Source organism: Pseudomonas sp. EA_65y_Pfl2_P74 (genome assembly GCF_963970575.1).
In the GTDB taxonomy this organism is placed as follows: Bacteria; Pseudomonadota; Gammaproteobacteria; order Pseudomonadales; family Pseudomonadaceae; genus Aquipseudomonas; species Aquipseudomonas baetica_A.
Window position 1 is genome coordinate 24,812 of record NZ_CAXAOQ010000036.1, and the last position, 16,714, is coordinate 41,525.

Genomic DNA, 16,714 nt, shown 5'->3' on the forward strand with positions numbered 1-16,714 from the left:
GGGGTGTCCTCTTTAGATCGCCAGCTTCAGGCGTGGGCTTTTCGCCCGTGAAACACAGGGATAGATCCGTGCGCTACAGGCAGCTTCTTGTTCGCTCATGATGAAGTCGCGGTGGTCGACTTCGCCTTCCAGTACGTCCAGTGCGCAGACGCCGCATTCGCCGCGACGGCAGTCGTACAACGGATCGAGCCCGGCCGCTTCCAGGGCTTCGAGCAGCGTTTGCTCAGGGCCGATTTCGACGCTAACGCCAGAGTCGGCCGCGTCGATCACAAAGCCTTGTGCGGCATCGTTGCGGGCAACGTTGAACACCTCAAGATGGATGCGCTCACGGGCCAGGCCGACGGCTTCGGCATGGCTCAAGATTTCGTTGAGCATCGAAGTCGGGCCGCAGACATAGAGACGGTCGTCGGCGTCGAGGTCGGCGAGCAGTTGATTGATCGCCGGGCGGCTGCCGGACAGGTGCAACTGCATGCGCTCCTGCAACTGAGCTTGCAGATGTTCGGCGTAAGCGGCGTCATCGGCACTTTTCGCGAAGTAGTGCAGGAGCGGCGTTCGCTCAAGCGTATGCAGATGGCGCAGGATGCCGGTCAACGGTGTAATGCCGATACCGCCGGCAATGGCGATATCGCGGCCGGTGCTGGCGTCGAGCGGGTAGTTGAAGGTGTTGAACGGGCCTTCCAGTTCCACGCAGTCATCCACGGCCAGAGCGCCGATGTAGCGGCTGCTGGCGGAATCCGGCGAGAGGCGGATAGCAAAGGTGAAGTTGCCGTCGGCGGCCTCATCCAGATGTACCGTCGAATAGTGACGGCAGTCGCTCAGCCCGGGGATCAACCACTTGAAATGCGCCCCGGCATGGCTCATGGCGGCCAGGGTGGCCGGGCCGCTGACCGTTATTTCCTTGATCGACGCCGACAGCATCCGGCATTGGGTGACGGTGTATTTCATGCGGGCTTTACCGGGCTGATTGGCGTTTCGTGCAGGTACAACCATTGGACGTCGTGGTGCTGAACGCAAAGGATCGCTACCGAGATGCGCGACGTTTCAACCTGGTTCAGGCGATGGGTTTCCTTGTAGCGTAGCGCTACTGTCGCGCCTTCGTGCCAGACCGTATGCAGGTCGCTGATCAGGATTTCCAGGCCTTTACGGGCGCCGATTGCACCTTTGAACAACTGTTCGACCTGCGCCCGGCCGACCACCGCGGCTGAGGTGGTGACCATGCTGAAGTGCTCGGCGAAGACCGCCATCAGCGGTTCCACGCTGGCTTCGCCCGTGCCGTCGGTATCGGTAAACACGCGATGAATCAGTTCATGCACGTGGTGAATGCTGTGTTGCGCTTGTTCAACCAGGTTGTTGTTCATGACATTCCTTTGGAGGGTTCAATTGGCTCATTTGAAACAGCGGGAACAGCCCGACCAGCGCCGCAATCGCGAAGGTCGCGTGATAGGCCGCCGTGGTGTCGAACTGCTTGAGCAGCAGGTTGAAGATCATCAGAAACAGCGCGGCACCGAGGCTGAACGACATTTGCCGGTTGATGTTCCAGATCACGCTGGCCTTGTGCGTGTCGCCGCCGGCAAAATCCATCAGCGAAGTGGTTTGCGCGGTGTTGGCGCCGATGCCGCCACCGATGCCCATCAGGCTGTAAGCAATCACGATTACCCACAGATCCGTCGGCGCATTCACCAGCATCAGCGTGGCGATGCCCGCGCTGTGCAAGAGCATGCCGAGGATGAACAGGCGTTTGGCGCCGACCCGGTTGTAGACCCGGCCACAGATCGTCATCGCGATGAATGCGCCGATGGCATAGAGGATCATGAACATCCCGGTCAGCCGGGCGCTGAAGTGCAGGGTGTTCTGCAGGAAGAAAATGCTCATCAGGTTGACCCCGGTGAACACCCCCGGAATCGCGTAATAGATGAAGATCGAAGTGCTGAGTTTTTTGCTCTTGAGCAGGCTCAGTTCGATGATTGCGTTGCTGGATTTACGGTAGTGCGCAAGGTACAGCGCGATGAATATCAGGCCCGCGACCAAGCAGGCGATCGCGGCCGCTGCCGGGTAGTCGCCGCCATACAGCGACATGCCCATCAGCAGGCTGGCCAGTGCTGCGCTGACCAGCAACAGGCCTTTGATGTCCGGGCGGGGCAGGCTGGCGGGTTTGCTTTCCTTGATCCAGAACCACGACAGCCCGGCAGCGATCAACGAGAACGGGATGTTGCTGTAGAACACCCAGCGCCAGGAACTGCTATCGACGATGATGCCGCCGACCGTGGGCGAAATGGCCGGGGCGATCAGTGCCACTGCCATGACCAGCGTGGAGATTTTTGCCCGCTGCTCGCCCTGAAACAGATTGAACGTCAGCGCCTGGCCCACTGGAATCAGCAGCCCGCCGCCGATGCCCTGGATAAAACGCCAGATCACCAGTTCATGGAAGCTGTCGGACAAACCGCACATCCATACGGAACCGGTGAATACCAGCATCGAGGCGGTGAGAATCTCGCGACTGCCGAAGCGGCCCGCGAGCCAGGTGCTCACTGGAATAATCAGGGTCAGGCCGAGAATATAAGCATTGGCGACCCAGGCCACAGACGAAGTACTGACTTGCAAAGTTGCCGAGATACTGGGCAATGCCACAGCCGACATGAATATATTAATGCAGTCAATAAAAAAGCCGATCAAAAAAATCAGCGCGATTTTATAGCGATAGTTCATGTTGTATCCCCTTTGCCGCGCAGCATAGGGGCGGTGGACTTGAAGTGTCGATACGACTATGCTTAAAACAATGTTTGACAGGATTTAACAGTGAGCCATAGCGCCATGCACTCTCATCTTAATCGGGTTCAGACGTTTCTCGCGGTGGTTGATTTTGGTTCTTACACCAAGGCCGCCAATTACCTGAGTATCAGCAAAGCCATGGCCAGCCTGCATGTCAAGGCGCTGGAAGAGGTTTTGTCTGCGACATTGCTTATTCGCAATACGCGCAATATATCGCTGACGGAAATTGGTCAGGACTTTTATGAAGAGTTCAAGGGAATAGTCGCGGACATCGATAATGCCTTCGATAACGTATTGAAGGGTAATAATCGTGTCTCCGGTAAGTTGCGCATAAGTTCCACGAGTGAATATGGCGAAAAGTATATTCTGCCGTTGATCCCATTGTTCTCCGAGCGCTATCCGGAAATTCGCTTGTGCTACAACTTCAATTCTTCATTGAATGATCTGGTGGCGGAAAAACTCGATCTGGTGATTCGCCTCGGCAACTTGGCAGACTCGGCATTCAAGAGCCGCAAGCTGGCGGATTACGAAATTGTGCTGGTCGCCAGCGAAGGGTTTCTCGCTCGTTATCCGGTGAATGAGCCACAGGCTCTGAACAATGTGCCGTGGATCGCCAACAGCAATCTGCAGGCACCGACACAGTGGAGCCTGCGTGACGGGCAAGGGCAAAGCGTCGAGATCAACGGCATCAATCACTTCGAGTCGAATTCCTCCACGGCCATTCGTTCGATGACGCTGTCGTCGCTGGGGGTTTCGGTATTGCCGGTGTGGGTGGTCGAGGATGACATCGCCAGCGGGCGTCTGGTGCGTTTACTGCCTGAGTACGCACTGCCTTCGCAATCGATCAACGTGGTGTTCCCCAACAGCCCGCACCTGCCGCACAAGTCGCGGGCGTTTATTGATTTTCTGTTGTTGCATCTGGCGCGCTGACCTCGCTGGTCAGCGCCCGATCCGTAGAAAAGAAAAAGCCCCTGAATCTCACGATTCAGGGGCTTTTCCGTTCAAGCGATGATCAGTGATCAGGCCGCTTCAATCTTGCCATTGTGCTCGACCTTGCCCAGATACGCCGCCAGTTTCTCCTGCTCGGCCGCAGTGGTGAACAACCCCAGCTTGCTGCGGCGCCACAGAATGTCGTGCGCGGTAGTCGCCCACTCTTCGCTGCACAGGTAATCGACTTCACGGGTGTAGAGCCCGCCACCCAGGTGTTCGCCCAGGTCGGCGAAGGTTTCCACGCCTTCGAGCATGCGCCAGGTGCGGCTGCCGTAGGTGGTCGACCAGCGACGAGCGATTTCAGTCGGCACGAAGTCGAACTTGTCGCGAATCAGTGCGCTCAAGGCCTGCGGGGTGGTCATGTCTTCGCCGCCGGGCAGGGTAGCGGTCGCCGTCCAGCTCGGGCGCATCTGGGTGAAGAACGGCATCAACTGCGCCATCGCCGACTCGGCGAGTTTGCGGTAGGTGGTCAGCTTGCCGCCAAACACCGACAGCAACGGTGCTTCTTCGCCGCTGCCGGACAGCGCCAGGGTGTAATCGCGGGTCACGGCCGACGGGTTGTCGGATTCGTCGTTGCACAGCGGACGCACACCCGAATAGCTGTGCTGAATGTCGTCGCGGCTGATCTGCTTCTTGAAGTGGGCGTTGACCACTTTCAGCAGGTAATCGGTTTCGCCCTCGGTGATCGCCACTTTGGCTGGATCGCCGGTGTACTCGCGGTCGGTGGTGCCAATCAGCGTGAAATGGTTCAGGTACGGAATGGTGAAAACGATGCGCTGATCTTCGTTTTGCAAGATGTGCGCATGTTCGCCTTCGTACAGTTTCGGCACGATGATGTGGCTGCCCTGAATCAGACGGATGCCGTACGGCGACTCCATCTTCAAGTCATCACGAATGAACTTGGCGACCCACGGGCCGGCAGCGTTTACCAGCGCTTTGGCGGTGATCGAAAACAGGCTCCCGTCGGCGCGCTCCAGGTTCAGATGCCACAAGCCTTTGGCGCGACGGGCGCTGACGCAACGGGTCTGGGTGTGGACGTGGGCGCCTTTTTCCCGGGCGGCCATGGCGTTCAGAACAACCAGGCGAGCGTCATCGACCCAGCAGTCGGAGTACTCAAAGCCTTTTTTGATTTCGCTTTTCAGTGCGCTGTCGGCGCCGAACTTCAGGCTTTTAGAACCTGGCAACTTTTCGCGCTTGCCCAGGTTGTCATACAGGAACAGACCGGCGCGGATCATCCACGCCGGACGCAGGTGCGGGCGGTGCGGCAGCACGAAACGCATCGGCTTGACGATGTGTGGCGCCTTGGCCAGCAGGACTTCGCGCTCGGCCAGTGCTTCGCGCACCAGACGGAATTCGTAATGTTCGAGGTAGCGCAGACCACCGTGGATCAGCTTGCTGCTGGCCGACGAGGTATGGCTGGCCAAGTCATCCTTTTCGCAAAGGAAAACAGAGAGACCGCGACCGGCGGCATCCGCTGCGATCCCGACCCCATTGATCCCGCCACCGATGACGGCGAGGTCGTAGATCTCAGAGATAGGGGGCGTACGCAAGGTAGATGTTGACATCGGCTGGCCTCGGGCTCTTTTGATTTTCTGTATTGGAAATCGAACATTAATGTTCATTTTCGAAAATGGTAGCTCATAAAGACGCGTACAGCCAGTCGACTTCGATTGAAAAAACTCATCGAAGGGCGGTTAAAAGAAGATATTCGAACATCAAATGTGCGCAAGAGCGCGGCAGATGTGCTGTTTGTGAGGGACTCTTCGCGAGCCAGCCCGCTCCCACAAGGGGAGCGCATTCCATAGGTGGGAGCGGGCTGGCTGGCGAAGGCGTCGGTACAGCCGATGAATATTTGAGGGGTTAAACGACTTCCAGGCGAATCTTGTGCTGACTCAGCAACTGCGCCAACGCTGGCACTGGCTGCTGATCCGTCACCAGGCAATCAATCAGGCTGATCGGGCCGAGCCGAATCATCGCATTGCGCCCGAATTTGCTGGAGTCCGCCGCCAGGATCACCTGCCGCGCATTGGCGATGATCGCTTGGGAAACCCGTACTTCCTGATAATCGAAGTCGAGCAGGCTGCCGTCCTCGTCGATACCGCTGATACCGACCAGGGCGAAATCGACCTTGAACTGATTGATGAAATCCACGCTCGCCTGACCGACAACCCCGCCGTCACGGCGCACATTGCCGCCCGTCAGCAACACATCAAAGTCATCCTTGGCACTGAGCATCGACGCCACATGCAAGTTGTTGGTGATGATTTTCAGGTGGTTGTGATTGAGCAGGGCGCGGGCAATCGATTCGGTGGTGGTGCCGATGTTGATGAACAGCGAGGCGTGATCGGGGATCTGGGCGGCGATGGCTTCACCGATGCGTTGTTTTTCATCGCGCATCTGATCGGCGCGCATCGCATAAGCCGTGTTTTCGACGCTGGAGTCATAGGCGGCGCCGCCATGGTAGCGACGCAGCAGATTGGCTTCCGCGAGCTGATTGATGTCGCGGCGAATGGTTTGCGGGGTAACAACGAACAGCGTGGCCATTTCCTCGATGCTCACATAGCCGCGTTCGCGGACCAGTTCGAGGATTTGCTGCTGACGGGGAGGCAGATTCATGGGGCTTCCTTTGGGCTGCCGTGCAAAATTTGCCCATGATGCCGCAGGAATCCGCTCCCTACCAGTTAGAACCCTATAAGGATCCCGAGACTGTCTTATTCAGCGTCTTCGCGTTCCCAGTCACGGGTACGGCTGACGGCTTTTTTCCAGCCTTTATAGAGTTTCTCTTTTGCCACTTCGTCCAGGCTCGGTTCGAACTCGCGTTCGATGACCGCTTTGCCGCGCAGTTCGTCCAGGCTGCCCCAGAAACCGCACGCCAGACCCGCCAGATAGGCAGCGCCCAGGGCAGTGGTTTCGCGCATTTGCGGGCGCTCGACCTGCGTGCCGAGGATGTCGGCCTGGAACTGCATGAGGAAGTTATTGGCAACTGCGCCGCCGTCCACACGCAGGGCCTTGAGGCGTTCGCCGGAGTCCTGCTGCATGGCGTCGAGCACGTCTCGGGTCTGGTAGGCAATCGACTCCAGCGCGGCACGGATGATGTGATCCACGCGCACGCCACGGGTCAGACCGAACAGGGCGCCACGGGCATACGGGTCCCAGTACGGTGCGCCCAGGCCAGTGAAGGCTGGCACCAGATACACGTCGTTGCTGTCTTTGACTTTATTGGCGAAGTATTCGGTGTCGTGGGCGTCGTTGATGATCTTCAGTTCATCACGCAGCCACTGCACGGTGGAACCGCCGTTGAATACCGCGCCTTCGAGCGCGTAAGCCACTTCGCCGCGCGGGCCGCAAGCGATGGTGGTGAGCATGCCGTGCTTGGATTTCACCGCTTTGTCACCGGTGTTCATCAGCAGGAAGCAACCGGTGCCGTAGGTGTTTTTCGCCTGGCCCGGCTCGACGCACATCTGGCCGAACAGTGCCGCTTGCTGGTCGCCGGCGATACCGCCGATGGCGATGCCGCTCTTGGTGCGACCGTAGATTTCCGAGGAGGCTTTGACTTGCGGCAGCATTTCGCGCGGGATGTCGAGGATCTCCAGCATCTTCGAATCCCATTCAAGCGAATGGATGTTGAAGAGCATGGTGCGCGAGGCGTTGGTGTAATCGGTGACGTGAACCTTGCCGCCAGTGAATTTCCAGATCAGCCAGCTATCGATGGTGCCGAACAGCAGTTCGCCGTTGCGCGCACGTTCGCGGCTGCCTTCAACGTTGTCGAGGATCCACTTCAGTTTGGTGCCGGAGAAGTACGGGTCGGTGACCAGGCCCGTGGTGTCGCGGATGTAGTCTTCGTGGCCGTCACGCTTGAGCTGCTGACAGATCTCGGTGCTGCGGCGGCACTGCCAGACGATCGCGTTGTACACCGGGCGGCCGGTGGTCTTGTCCCAGACTACGGTGGTTTCACGCTGGTTGGTGATGCCGATGGCAGCCACCTGATCGTGATGCAAGCCAGCCTGAGCCAGCGCTTCAACCATCACTGCGCTTTGGGTGGCGAAGATTTCCATCGGGTCGTGTTCAACCCAACCGGCTTGTGGGTAATGCTGGGCGAATTCGCGCTGCGCGGTGCAGACCACGTTCGCGTCGCGGTCGAAAATGATCGCGCGGGAGCTGGTCGTACCCTGATCGAGGGCAATGATGTAGTTCTTATTCTCAATGTCGGTCATGTCGATTGCCTTGGACGAAAAAAGGGAGAGTGGGCCTTGGCGCAGGCTCTATTGGGCAGGAGCCTGCGCCGACTGTTTCAAGAAGTTCTTGGTTTGCCGTCAATGGCCGGTTCTGCATCCTTTGTAGCAGGTGTGGCGCCGGTCAGGTGGCGGGCGATGAGCCCGCGATACCCGGCAGCGCCGAGGCAGGCACCGACAATCGGTGCAAAAATCGGAATCAGGAAGTACGGAATGTCGCGGCCGCCAGTGAAGGAAATTTCACCCCAGCCGGCGAAGAAAGTCATCAGCTTCGGACCGAAGTCACGGGCCGGGTTCATCGCAAAGCCAGTCAGCGGGCCCATCGAGCTGCCAATCACCGCAATCAGCAAACCGATCAGCAGCGGCGCCATCGGGCCTCTTGGCAGGCCGTTGTTGTCGTCGGTCAGGGCCATGATCACCCCCATCAGGATGGCGGTGATGATCATCTCGACCAAGAATGCCTGGGCGGTGGACAGCACCGGGTTCGGGAAGGTGGAGAACACCGACGCCAACTCAAGGCTGGCCGCCGAGCCACGCACCATTTGATGAGTTTGTTCGAAATCGAAGAAGAGATTGCTGTACAGCGTGTAAACCAACAGCGCGCCGCAGAAGGCGCCGGCAATCTGCGAAAGGATGTAGAACGGCAGTTTGCGCTTTTCGAAGTCAGCGAAGATGGTCAGCGCGATGCTCACCGCCGGATTCAGGTGCGCACCGGAAACGCCGGCGGTGAGGTAGATCGCCATGCTCACGCCGACGCCCCAGATGATGCTGATTTCCCACAGTCCGAAGCTGGCGCCCGCGACTTTGAGCGCGGCGACACAACCAGTACCGAAAAAGATCAGGAGTGCAGTGCCCAGGAACTCGGCCATGCATTGGCCTGAAAGCGATGGTTGCTGTAACGCAGTTGTCATTGAAAACCTCGATTTTTGTTGTTGTCTGGCGCACTGCCGACAGGGCAAGGCGCGATTTTCACCGAGGCGGGATCCCCATCCTGTTCTCGGTCTGCTGCTGGGTGCTGCCGTGATCATAATTCTTACATTATTCAGATTCGAAAAAATATAGACAAGAAACAAACCTGTCAAAGGTCGAAAGTGAACCATTGGTCACAATAAAACTATCAGTGCGGTGAATGATCCTATTTGGAGGATGGAAGTTTTTTCGGTTGTTCGCCTGCAGGCCATGGGAAACGTGACTTGTGCTAGAGCCTTTTCGCCGGCGATGGCCTAGAATTCTGCGCAGGATTTTTCTGTCACTGCCGAGCCTGGAGCTGTCATGACCCCTGCGTTGGACTTGTTGAAAAAAGTTCGTGCCGAACATCGCGTGCACAGTTACGAACATGACCCCAAAGCCGCGTCTTACGGGCTGGAGGCCGCAGAAAAACTGGGGCTTGAGCCTGCGCAGGTGTTCAAGACGCTGCTGGCCGCCACTGAAAAGGGTGAATTGCTGGTCGCCGTGGTGCCGGTCGTCGGAAGTCTCGATCTAAAAGGTCTGGCACACGCCGCCGGTGTCAAAAAAGTCGAAATGGCCGACCCGGTGGCGGCACAGCGTTCTACGGGGTATCTGTTGGGTGGCATCAGCCCTCTGGGGCAGAAGAAACGCTTGCGCACTTTTATTGACCGCTCGGCTCAGGGGTTTGCGACCCTTTACGTCAGTGCCGGCCGACGCGGGCTTGAGGTCGAGTTGGCGCCTGCCGCGTTGGCCGAACATACCCAGGCCACATTTGCCGACATCGGCCGCGCATGACCATTTGCACTGTATGAAGAAAATTGGCCGGTTCTGTCACTGGCGCGGATCAGGTGTCAGTTGCATGCTCGATCAACGGACTGAGGGAGAAGGTTATGCAGCTCGAGTTTCATCAGGTCGACGCGTTCAGTGATCGGCCGTTCAGTGGCAATCCAGCGATGGTTTATCGGCTCGACGCCTGGCTGGCGGACGAGTTGATGCAGAAAATCGCCGCCGAACACAATCTGGCGGAAACTGCGTTTCTGGTACGCGAAGGTCAGGCTTGGCATATCCGCTGGTTCACCCCGACCACCGAAGTGCCGTTATGCGGTCACGCCACGTTGGCCAGTGCCTATGTGCTATTCGAAATTTACAAGGAAACCGCCGAACGCCTAGATTTTGTCTGTCAGTCCGGGCCGCTGAGTGTCAGTCGTGAGGGGCGGCGATTGTGGCTGGACTTCCCGTCGATCGAGCCTTGCGAGATTGGTGTGACGCAGGATGTCGAGCGGGCGCTGGGAGTCGAGGCGCTGGATGTGCTCGGTTCCAGTGAACTGTTTGTGGTGCTGGAGTCGGAGCAGGCCGTTCTGGATTGCAAGCCGGACAGGGTCGCGCTGGCCAAGCTGCCGTGGTTGGGTGCGATCGTCACCGCTCGCGGCAATCAACACGATTTCGTCTCGCGCTACTTTGCGCCAGCGATTGGTATCGATGAAGACCCGGTGACTGGTTCGACCCATTGCAGCTTGATTCCATACTGGTCAAAGAAATTGGGCAAATCGAGCCTGACCGCATGCCAGCGTTCGGCGCGGGGCGGGGAGTTGTTCTGTCGGCTGGAAGGTGAGCGGGTGAAGATTGGCGGTCATGCGACGCTGGTGGCGAGCGGCACACTGCGCCTGGGTTAAGACAAAAACCAATGTGGGAGCGGGCTTGCTCGCGAAGGCGGTGTATCAGCAAACACTCGTGCTGAATGACACGACGCTTTCGCGAGCAAGCCCGCTCCCACATTTTCTATCGTGTTGAATCAGAGCGCGCTGCTGTAGCGGCGCACGCCGTTTTCCACTGCCGGAATCTGCGCTGCCGTGCTACCGGATGCCTGGAACAACACCAGATGTTCGGCTGCAACACGAATCCCCACCTCAGCACCGACGTGGTGATCGGCATGACTGGGGAAGATCGACTCCAGTTGCGCACCGGTCGGCAGTTGCAGGCGATAAAGCGTCGAAGCCCCCAGGAACGTCTTGCCGACAATCCTCGCCTTCAAAGCACTGTCCGGCGCATAAACGATGTCGTCCGGACGCAACAGCACATCCACCGCACCACCCACCGGCCAGGTATAGGCGCGATTACCGCGCAGTTCACCCAGTTCGGTCTGCACCGATTCCGGGCTGCCGAGCTGGCCGCGAATGAAGTAGCCCTGACCGATGAAACTGGCCACAAAAGGCGTCGCCGGTTCGTGATACAGGTTGTACGGGGTGTCCCATTGCTCCAGTCGCCCCTCTTTGAAAACGCCGACGTGATCACTCACGGCAAAGGCTTCTTCCTGATCGTGGGTCACCAGTATCGCGCTGGTACCACGAGCCTTGAGGATGTCGCGTACTTCATGGCTGAGTTTGCGGCGCAGTTCGCCATCGAGGTTCGAAAAGGGCTCGTCGAGCAGCAGCAGTTGCGGCTCTGGCGCCAAGGCGCGGGCGAGGGCGACACGCTGTTGCTGGCCACCGGACAATTCGTGCGGGAAGCGTTTGCCAAGGTCCTTCAGGTTGACCAGTTCCAGCAACTCCTCGGTCACGCGCTCCTTGTGCGGATGCTTGCGAATGCCGAAGGCGATGTTGTCCGCGACGCTCAGGTGCGGGAACAGCGCGTAGTCCTGAAACACCATGCCGATCCGGCGTTTCTCCGGTGCCAGGGTGAAACCAGGGCTGGAAAGGGTCTCGCCACCGAGGGTGATTTCACCTTCGTGCACCGGTTCGAAACCGGCGATGGCGCGCAGGGTGGTGGTCTTGCCGCACCCGGATGAGCCGAGCAGGCAGCCGATATCGCCGGCGTTGAGGTGCAGATTGAGGTTCTGCACCACACGTTGATCTTGATAGCCGCAAGCGAGGTTGCGCAGGTTCAGCAGTAATTCATGGCTCATGCGTGGTGATATGCCGGTTCGACGAGGAACTCGAGCAGGGCCTTCTGTGCGTGGAGACGGTTTTCTGCCTGATCCCAAGCGACCGAGCGCGGGTCATCAAGCAGGTCGAGACTGATTTCTTCGCCACGGTGCGCGGGCAGGCAGTGCATGAACAGCACGTCCTCGGCGGCCAGATCGAGCAGGGCACGATTGACCTGGAACGGGGTGAACAGCTTGAGACGCTTGGCGGTTTCTTCTTCCTGGCCCATGGACGTCCAGACGTCGGTGCTCACCAGGTGCGCGCCGCGCACGGCGTCCTGTGGGTCGCGGACGATGGTCACGCGGTCGCCGGCCTTGGCGACGAACTCCGGGTTTGGCTCGTAGCCTTCCGGGCAGGCGACGCGCAATTGGAAGTCGAACTGGATCGCGGCCTCTATATAGCTGTTGCACATATTGTTGCCGTCGCCGATCCAGGCAACCGTTTTGCCCTGGATCGAGCCGCGATGTTCGAGGAACGTCTGCATGTCGGCCAGCAACTGGCACGGGTGCAGGTCATCGGACAGGCCGTTGATCACGGGCACGCGGGAGTTGGCTGCGAATTCGGTCAGGGTGCTGTGGGCAAAAGTACGGATCATCACCGCATCAAGCATGCTCGACATGACGATGGCGCAATCGCCGATCGGCTCGCCACGGCCCAGTTGGGTGTCGCGTGGCGAAAGGAAAATCGCCTGGCCGCCGAGCTGGATCATGCCGGCTTCGAAGGAGATCCGGGTGCGCGTCGAGGATTTCTCGAAGATCATCCCCAGCACACGGTTTTTCAGAGGCTCGAACAGTACGCCGCGGTTACGCAGGTCCTTGAGCTCAACGCCTCGACGGATCACGCTGACCAGCTCTTCGGGCGTGCAATCCATCAGGGAGAGAAAGTGCCTTGCGCTCATCATTGACTACCTTTTGCTACACACCGCAGATGCTCAAAGCCTTGTTTAACGGAACAACGGGCGAGACCTGCGGCGTAAGCCGCACGGGGCGACGAAAATGGGGGAAGGCGCGATATTGACACTAAATGTCGCGTTTTTCCAATAGGCTACGGTTTTTTGCGGAATTCGGAGGGCGGACTTGGAGTTGCAGTCGCGCATTTGAAGCCGGGTTCAGGACAGCAGCAAGCCTCTTTGTACACTGGCCTCAAGGGGCTTGGCAATCCGCCGTGGCGCAGATGGCGCTGCTTTGGTCGGTTTACGACCACAGCGGCACGAATCGCTTGGTCGGGTGCTCGGGCTGAAACATTTGCTAAAGCAAAGTGCTGGGTTATAAATACATTTCGAGCGACGCAGGAAGCCTCCGCATGGAATCGAAAGAACAACTGTTAATGGAATTGCTGGGCCACACGGCTCGCTCACTGACCCATCTCACCGCCTCGGTCACCTCGATGTCCTTCGAGCTGCTGCGCAGCGAGGACGAAGTGGTCAAGACTGCCGGTCGGCACATGATCGACCGGATGGCAACCATCAGCGCCGGGCTCGACGAGCATTGGCGTCTTATCGGTGAACTCACCGGCGTGCATATTGCCCACGAACAGATCGAAACCATCCAGGAAATTCAGTTGCAGGCGCCACCGCACTTGCCGCAGAACTGACGCAATGGGCTATGGGCTCGCCTGATAACCGTCGATTCACAAGACGAACGTCGCTGGCGCCCGGCCGGCGCCCGGGCCATAGTTTTGTTCCCGCAGGCGTAGTGCCCGCCCCAGAACAAGACAGAGACTGGCCATGACCAAGACTCTCCATCACCGTGCCTGCCACCTGTGTGAAGCCATCTGTGGCCTGACCCTCGAGACCACCGAAACCGATGGCAATGTTGCGATCACCTCGATCAAGGGCGATGCCCTCGACACGTTCAGCCGTGGGCACATCTGCCCCAAGGCCGTGGCGTTGCAGGATATTCAGAATGACCCCGATCGCCTGCGCCAGCCAATGCGCCGGGTTGGCAGTGAATGGCTGCCGATCGAGTGGGATGAGGCGTTTGCGCTGGTGGCCGAGCGTCTGGCGGCGATTCAGGAGCGCCATGGGCAGAACGCGGTGGCGGTCTATCAGGGCAACCCTAGCGTGCACAACTACGGGTTGATGACCCACAGCAACTACTTCCTCGGTTTGCTGAAGACGCGCAATCGCTTCTCGGCGACCTCGGTCGATCAGTTGCCCCATCATCTGAGCAGTTATCTGATGTACGGCCACGGTTTGCTGTTGCCGATTCCTGATATTGATCACACCGATTTCATGCTGATTCTGGGCGGTAATCCGCTGGCGTCCAACGGCAGCATCATGACCGTGCCTGACGTCGAAAAGCGCCTCAAAGCCATTCAGGGCCGGGGCGGCAAAGTGGTGGTGGTCGATCCACGGCGCAGCGAGACGGCGGCAATCGCTGATCAACATCTATTTGTGCGGCCCGGGGGCGATGCGGCCTTGCTGTTTGGTGTCCTCAACACATTGTTTGGCGAAGGCTTGACCCGCGACAGTCACTTGCCGGTCGACGGCCTGGACGAGGTGCGCGCCGCCGTGGCGACGTTCACCGCAGAAGCCATGAGCCCGTTGTGCGCCGTGCCCGCCGAACAGATCCGCCAGTTGGCCCGCGATTTTGCCGCCGCGCCCAGCGCGGTTTGCTACGGGCGGATGGGCGTTTCAACGCAAGCCTTCGGCACCTTGTGCCACTGGGTGGTGCAGTTGATCAATCTGGTGACCGGCAACCTTGATCGCGTCGGCGGGGCGCTGTGCACGGAGCCTGCGGTGGATCTGGTGGCATCGACCTCGGGCGGGCATTTCAATAAATGGCAAAGCCGTGTGTCGGGCCGTCCCGAGTACGGCGGCGAGTTGCCGGTGTCGGCGCTGGCCGAAGAAATGCTCACCGACGGCGAGGGGCAGGTGCGCGCACTGATTACCGTCGCCGGTAACCCGGTGCTGTCGACGCCTAACGGGCGGCAACTGGAGCAGGCGCTGGACGGTCTGGAGTTCATGGTCAGCATCGACCTGTACATCAACGAAACCACGCGTTATGCCGACCTGATCCTGCCGTCGACTTCGGCGCTGGAGAACGATCACTACGACACCACGTTCAATCTGTTCGCGGTGCGCAATGTCACCCGTTTCAATCGCGCAATTCTCGCCAAACCCGAGGGCGCCTTGCATGATTGGGAGATTTTCGTCGGCCTGGCCAAAGCGTTTGCCGAAAAAACCGGCAAGGAACTGAAGCCAACAATGCCGCCGGCGAAGATGATCGACTTGGGCCTGTGCATGGGGATCTACGGTGACGCGGGCGAGCAGAAACTGTCGCTGGCAACGCTGTTCGATCATCCGCACGGCATTGACCTTGGCGCGCTGAAACCCAATCTCACGGCACGCCTGAAAACGCCGAATCAACGCGTGCAGGCCGCGCCGCCGGAGATACTCGCCGACCTCGCACGGTTCGCGACATTGCAGGCGCCCGCCGCCGATGAGTTGCTGATGATCGGCCGCCGCCATGTGCGCAGTAACAATTCCTGGATGCATAACTATCATCGTCTGGTGAAAGGCAAGCCAAGGCATCAATTGCTGATGCACCCGGATGACCTCGCCAGTCGTGGGCTTGAAGATGGCCAGTTAGTGCGCGTCAGTTCACGGGTCGGGCAGATCGAAGTCCAAGTGCTCGGCAGTCTGGACATGATGAAAGGCGTGGTGAGCTTGCCTCACGGCTGGGGGCATGCGCGTCCCGGTGTACAGATGGCGATTGCCAGCAGTCAGCCGGGTTCCAGTGCCAACGACCTGACCGATGAGTGTCAGCTTGACGAGCTGTCGGGTAATGCCGCGCTCAATGGCGTTCCGGTGACGGTGGTGGCAGCCTGAGCATGTCTGTCGGGGAGACCGAGCATGGCGCTCGGGATTCCGTTACAATGCGCCACCGTGCCGACCCATGAGTCGGAAAGTTCAGCCGAGGTGCTCCATGGATATCATCGAAACGATTAAAGAGCAGATTGCCAACAACACCATTCTGCTTTACATGAAAGGTTCGCCGAATGCCCCACAGTGTGGCTTCTCCGCGAAAGCTGCGCAGGCTGTGATGGCGTGTGGCGAAAAGTTTGCGTACGTGGACATCCTGCAGAACCCGGAAATCCGCGCCAACCTGCCAAAGTACGCCAACTGGCCGACTTTCCCGCAATTGTGGGTGGGCGGTGAGCTGGTCGGCGGTAGCGACATCATGACCGAGATGGCTGCAGACGGTTCGCTGCAAAGCACCATCAAAGCGGCTGTCGAAGCCGCTGCTGCGAACAAGTCCGAAGCCTGATCGGCTTTTTCGGGTTTCGGCCAATGCTGAAACCCGAGCAATAAAAAGCCCCGCGCCTCAAAAGAGGGCGGGGCTTTTCAGTGTCTCGCGTTTAGCGGGCGCTAACTTACTCTTCGCCCATCTGCGATTGCAGATAGTTCTCAAGACCGACTTTATCGATCAGGCCCAGTTGGGTTTCCAGCCAGTCGATATGTTCTTCTTCGGATTCGAGAATGTCTTCGAGCAGTTCACGGCTGCCGAAATCGCCAACGGATTCGCAATGCGCAATCGCGGCTTTAAGGTCAGCATGGCCGGTCTTCTCGATACGCAGGTCGCATTCCAGCATTTCCTGGGTATGCTCGCCGATGTGCAGTTTTCCCAGATCCTGCACGTTCGGCAGCCCTTCGAGGAACAGAATGCGCTTGATCAGCTTGTCCGCGTGTTTCATCTCGTCGATGGACTCGTGGTACTCGTGCTTGCCCAGCTTGTTCAGGCCCCAATCTTCATACATGCGGGCATGCAGGAAGTACTGATTGATCGCGACCAGTTCATTGGCAAGGATCTTGTTGAGATGCTGGATGACTGTAATGTCGCCTTTCATGAT

16 protein-coding genes are annotated in these 16,714 nt (G+C 58.8%); 6 read left to right on the plus strand and 10 right to left on the minus strand.

The features are described from left to right. Positions 1-12: 12 nt before the first annotated feature. From AACY18_RS24325 to AACY18_RS24335, 3 genes are read right to left on the minus strand one after another with little or no spacing between them, the layout of a single operon-like run. Entirely contained in the window at positions 13-945 is a 933-nt protein-coding gene (locus AACY18_RS24325) for a flavin reductase family protein (protein WP_339433506.1), read from the minus strand. After that, the gene (locus AACY18_RS24330; protein ID WP_339433505.1) at positions 942-1,358 is read right to left on the minus strand and encodes a DUF4440 domain-containing protein; all 417 of its coding nucleotides are present in this window, start codon (positions 1,356-1,358) and stop codon (positions 942-944) included. Before AACY18_RS24330 ends, AACY18_RS24325 begins: the two co-directional genes overlap by 4 nt. Further along, the gene (locus tag AACY18_RS24335; RefSeq protein WP_339466336.1) at positions 1,339-2,706 is read right to left on the minus strand and encodes an MFS transporter; all 1,368 of its coding nucleotides are present in this window, start codon (positions 2,704-2,706) and stop codon (positions 1,339-1,341) included. The genes AACY18_RS24330 and AACY18_RS24335 overlap by 20 nt, the downstream gene beginning before the upstream one ends. Before the next feature lie 105 nt (positions 2,707-2,811). Here AACY18_RS24335 and AACY18_RS24340 point away from each other — a divergent pair, with 105 nt between their 5' ends. After that, positions 2,812-3,699 (plus strand): LysR family transcriptional regulator, encoded by an 888-nt coding sequence (locus AACY18_RS24340; protein WP_339433503.1) that lies wholly within the window; start codon positions 2,812-2,814, stop codon positions 3,697-3,699. A gap of 89 nt (positions 3,700-3,788) precedes the next feature. On the opposite strand, the gene glpD is transcribed toward AACY18_RS24340, so the two are convergent. The 4 genes from glpD to AACY18_RS24360 all read right to left on the minus strand — a co-directional run bounded on the left by glpD (position 3,789) and on the right by AACY18_RS24360 (position 8,902). After that, positions 3,789-5,324, minus strand: coding sequence for a glycerol-3-phosphate dehydrogenase (glpD, locus tag AACY18_RS24345; RefSeq protein ID WP_339466339.1), 1,536 nt, complete (start codon positions 5,322-5,324; stop codon positions 3,789-3,791). Positions 5,325-5,619: 295 nt separating this feature from the next. Next, on the minus strand, positions 5,620-6,375 hold the full coding sequence (locus tag AACY18_RS24350; RefSeq protein ID WP_007916700.1) for a DeoR/GlpR family transcriptional regulator: 756 nt from the start codon (positions 6,373-6,375) through the stop codon (positions 5,620-5,622). 95 nt (positions 6,376-6,470) lie between these two features. Continuing rightward, a complete protein-coding gene (glpK, locus tag AACY18_RS24355) occupies positions 6,471-7,973 on the minus strand; it encodes a glycerol kinase GlpK (RefSeq protein ID WP_339466340.1) in 1,503 nt (500 codons plus the stop codon). A 77-nt stretch (positions 7,974-8,050) separates the two neighbouring features. Next, positions 8,051-8,902 (minus strand): MIP/aquaporin family protein, encoded by an 852-nt coding sequence (locus AACY18_RS24360; RefSeq protein ID WP_210703427.1) that lies wholly within the window; start codon positions 8,900-8,902, stop codon positions 8,051-8,053. Positions 8,903-9,263: 361 nt separating this feature from the next. Between AACY18_RS24360 and ybaK the strand changes: the two genes are divergently transcribed. Continuing rightward, positions 9,264-9,734 carry a Cys-tRNA(Pro) deacylase gene (ybaK, locus tag AACY18_RS24365; protein ID WP_339433501.1) on the plus strand — a complete coding sequence of 157 codons (471 nt, stop codon included), beginning with the start codon at positions 9,264-9,266 and terminating at the stop codon, positions 9,732-9,734. Positions 9,735-9,829: 95 nt separating this feature from the next. Then, positions 9,830-10,612, plus strand: coding sequence for a PhzF family phenazine biosynthesis protein (locus AACY18_RS24370; protein WP_339433500.1), 783 nt, complete (start codon positions 9,830-9,832; stop codon positions 10,610-10,612). 119 nt (positions 10,613-10,731) lie between these two features. On the opposite strand, the gene AACY18_RS24375 is transcribed toward AACY18_RS24370, so the two are convergent. Both AACY18_RS24375 and argF read right to left on the minus strand, forming a co-directional pair. Beyond that, a complete protein-coding gene (locus AACY18_RS24375) occupies positions 10,732-11,841 on the minus strand; it encodes an ABC transporter ATP-binding protein (protein ID WP_339433499.1) in 1,110 nt (369 codons plus the stop codon). Then, entirely contained in the window at positions 11,838-12,758 is a 921-nt protein-coding gene (argF, locus tag AACY18_RS24380; protein WP_339433498.1) for an ornithine carbamoyltransferase, read from the minus strand. The genes AACY18_RS24375 and argF overlap by 4 nt, the downstream gene beginning before the upstream one ends. 404 nt (positions 12,759-13,162) lie before the next feature. Between argF and AACY18_RS24385 the strand changes: the two genes are divergently transcribed. The 3 genes from AACY18_RS24385 (at position 13,163) to grxD (ending at position 16,131) form a co-directional block, all read left to right on the plus strand. Then, positions 13,163-13,453, plus strand: coding sequence for a hypothetical protein (locus AACY18_RS24385; RefSeq protein ID WP_339433497.1), 291 nt, complete (start codon positions 13,163-13,165; stop codon positions 13,451-13,453). Positions 13,454-13,586: 133 nt separating this feature from the next. Further along, entirely contained in the window at positions 13,587-15,692 is a 2,106-nt protein-coding gene (locus tag AACY18_RS24390) for a molybdopterin oxidoreductase family protein (protein WP_339466343.1), read from the plus strand. A 97-nt stretch (positions 15,693-15,789) separates the two neighbouring features. After that, complete coding sequence (grxD, locus tag AACY18_RS24395) at positions 15,790-16,131, plus strand: Grx4 family monothiol glutaredoxin (RefSeq protein WP_016773402.1); 342 nt, start codon at positions 15,790-15,792, stop codon at positions 16,129-16,131. Between the two features lie 106 nt (positions 16,132-16,237). On the opposite strand, the gene bfr is transcribed toward grxD, so the two are convergent. Continuing rightward, complete coding sequence (gene bfr / locus AACY18_RS24400; RefSeq protein ID WP_003227727.1) at positions 16,238-16,711, minus strand: bacterioferritin; 474 nt, start codon at positions 16,709-16,711, stop codon at positions 16,238-16,240. Between the last annotated feature and the right edge of the window lie 3 nt (positions 16,712-16,714).

Coding starts and splice junctions, on each gene's coding strand:
- AACY18_RS24350 (WP_007916700.1), bottom strand. CDS start 6,375: ATGAATCTGCCTCCCCGTCAGCAGCAAATCCTCGAACTGGTCCGCGAA.
- AACY18_RS24360 (WP_210703427.1), bottom strand. CDS start 8,902: ATGACAACTGCGTTACAGCAACCATCGCTTTCAGGCCAATGCATGGCC.
- ybaK (WP_339433501.1), top strand. CDS start 9,264: ATGACCCCTGCGTTGGACTTGTTGAAAAAAGTTCGTGCCGAACATCGC.
- bfr (WP_003227727.1), bottom strand. CDS start 16,711: ATGAAAGGCGACATTACAGTCATCCAGCATCTCAACAAGATCCTTGCC.
- AACY18_RS24390 (WP_339466343.1), top strand. CDS start 13,587: ATGACCAAGACTCTCCATCACCGTGCCTGCCACCTGTGTGAAGCCATC.
- AACY18_RS24370 (WP_339433500.1), top strand. CDS start 9,830: ATGCAGCTCGAGTTTCATCAGGTCGACGCGTTCAGTGATCGGCCGTTC.
- AACY18_RS24325 (WP_339433506.1), bottom strand. CDS start 945: ATGAAATACACCGTCACCCAATGCCGGATGCTGTCGGCGTCGATCAAG.
- AACY18_RS24385 (WP_339433497.1), top strand. CDS start 13,163: ATGGAATCGAAAGAACAACTGTTAATGGAATTGCTGGGCCACACGGCT.
- AACY18_RS24330 (WP_339433505.1), bottom strand. CDS start 1,358: ATGAACAACAACCTGGTTGAACAAGCGCAACACAGCATTCACCACGTG.
- AACY18_RS24340 (WP_339433503.1), top strand. CDS start 2,812: ATGCACTCTCATCTTAATCGGGTTCAGACGTTTCTCGCGGTGGTTGAT.
- argF (WP_339433498.1), bottom strand. CDS start 12,758: ATGAGCGCAAGGCACTTTCTCTCCCTGATGGATTGCACGCCCGAAGAG.
- glpD (WP_339466339.1), bottom strand. CDS start 5,324: ATGTCAACATCTACCTTGCGTACGCCCCCTATCTCTGAGATCTACGAC.
- grxD (WP_016773402.1), top strand. CDS start 15,790: ATGGATATCATCGAAACGATTAAAGAGCAGATTGCCAACAACACCATT.
- AACY18_RS24335 (WP_339466336.1), bottom strand. CDS start 2,706: ATGAACTATCGCTATAAAATCGCGCTGATTTTTTTGATCGGCTTTTTT.
- glpK (WP_339466340.1), bottom strand. CDS start 7,973: ATGACCGACATTGAGAATAAGAACTACATCATTGCCCTCGATCAGGGT.
- AACY18_RS24375 (WP_339433499.1), bottom strand. CDS start 11,841: ATGAGCCATGAATTACTGCTGAACCTGCGCAACCTCGCTTGCGGCTAT.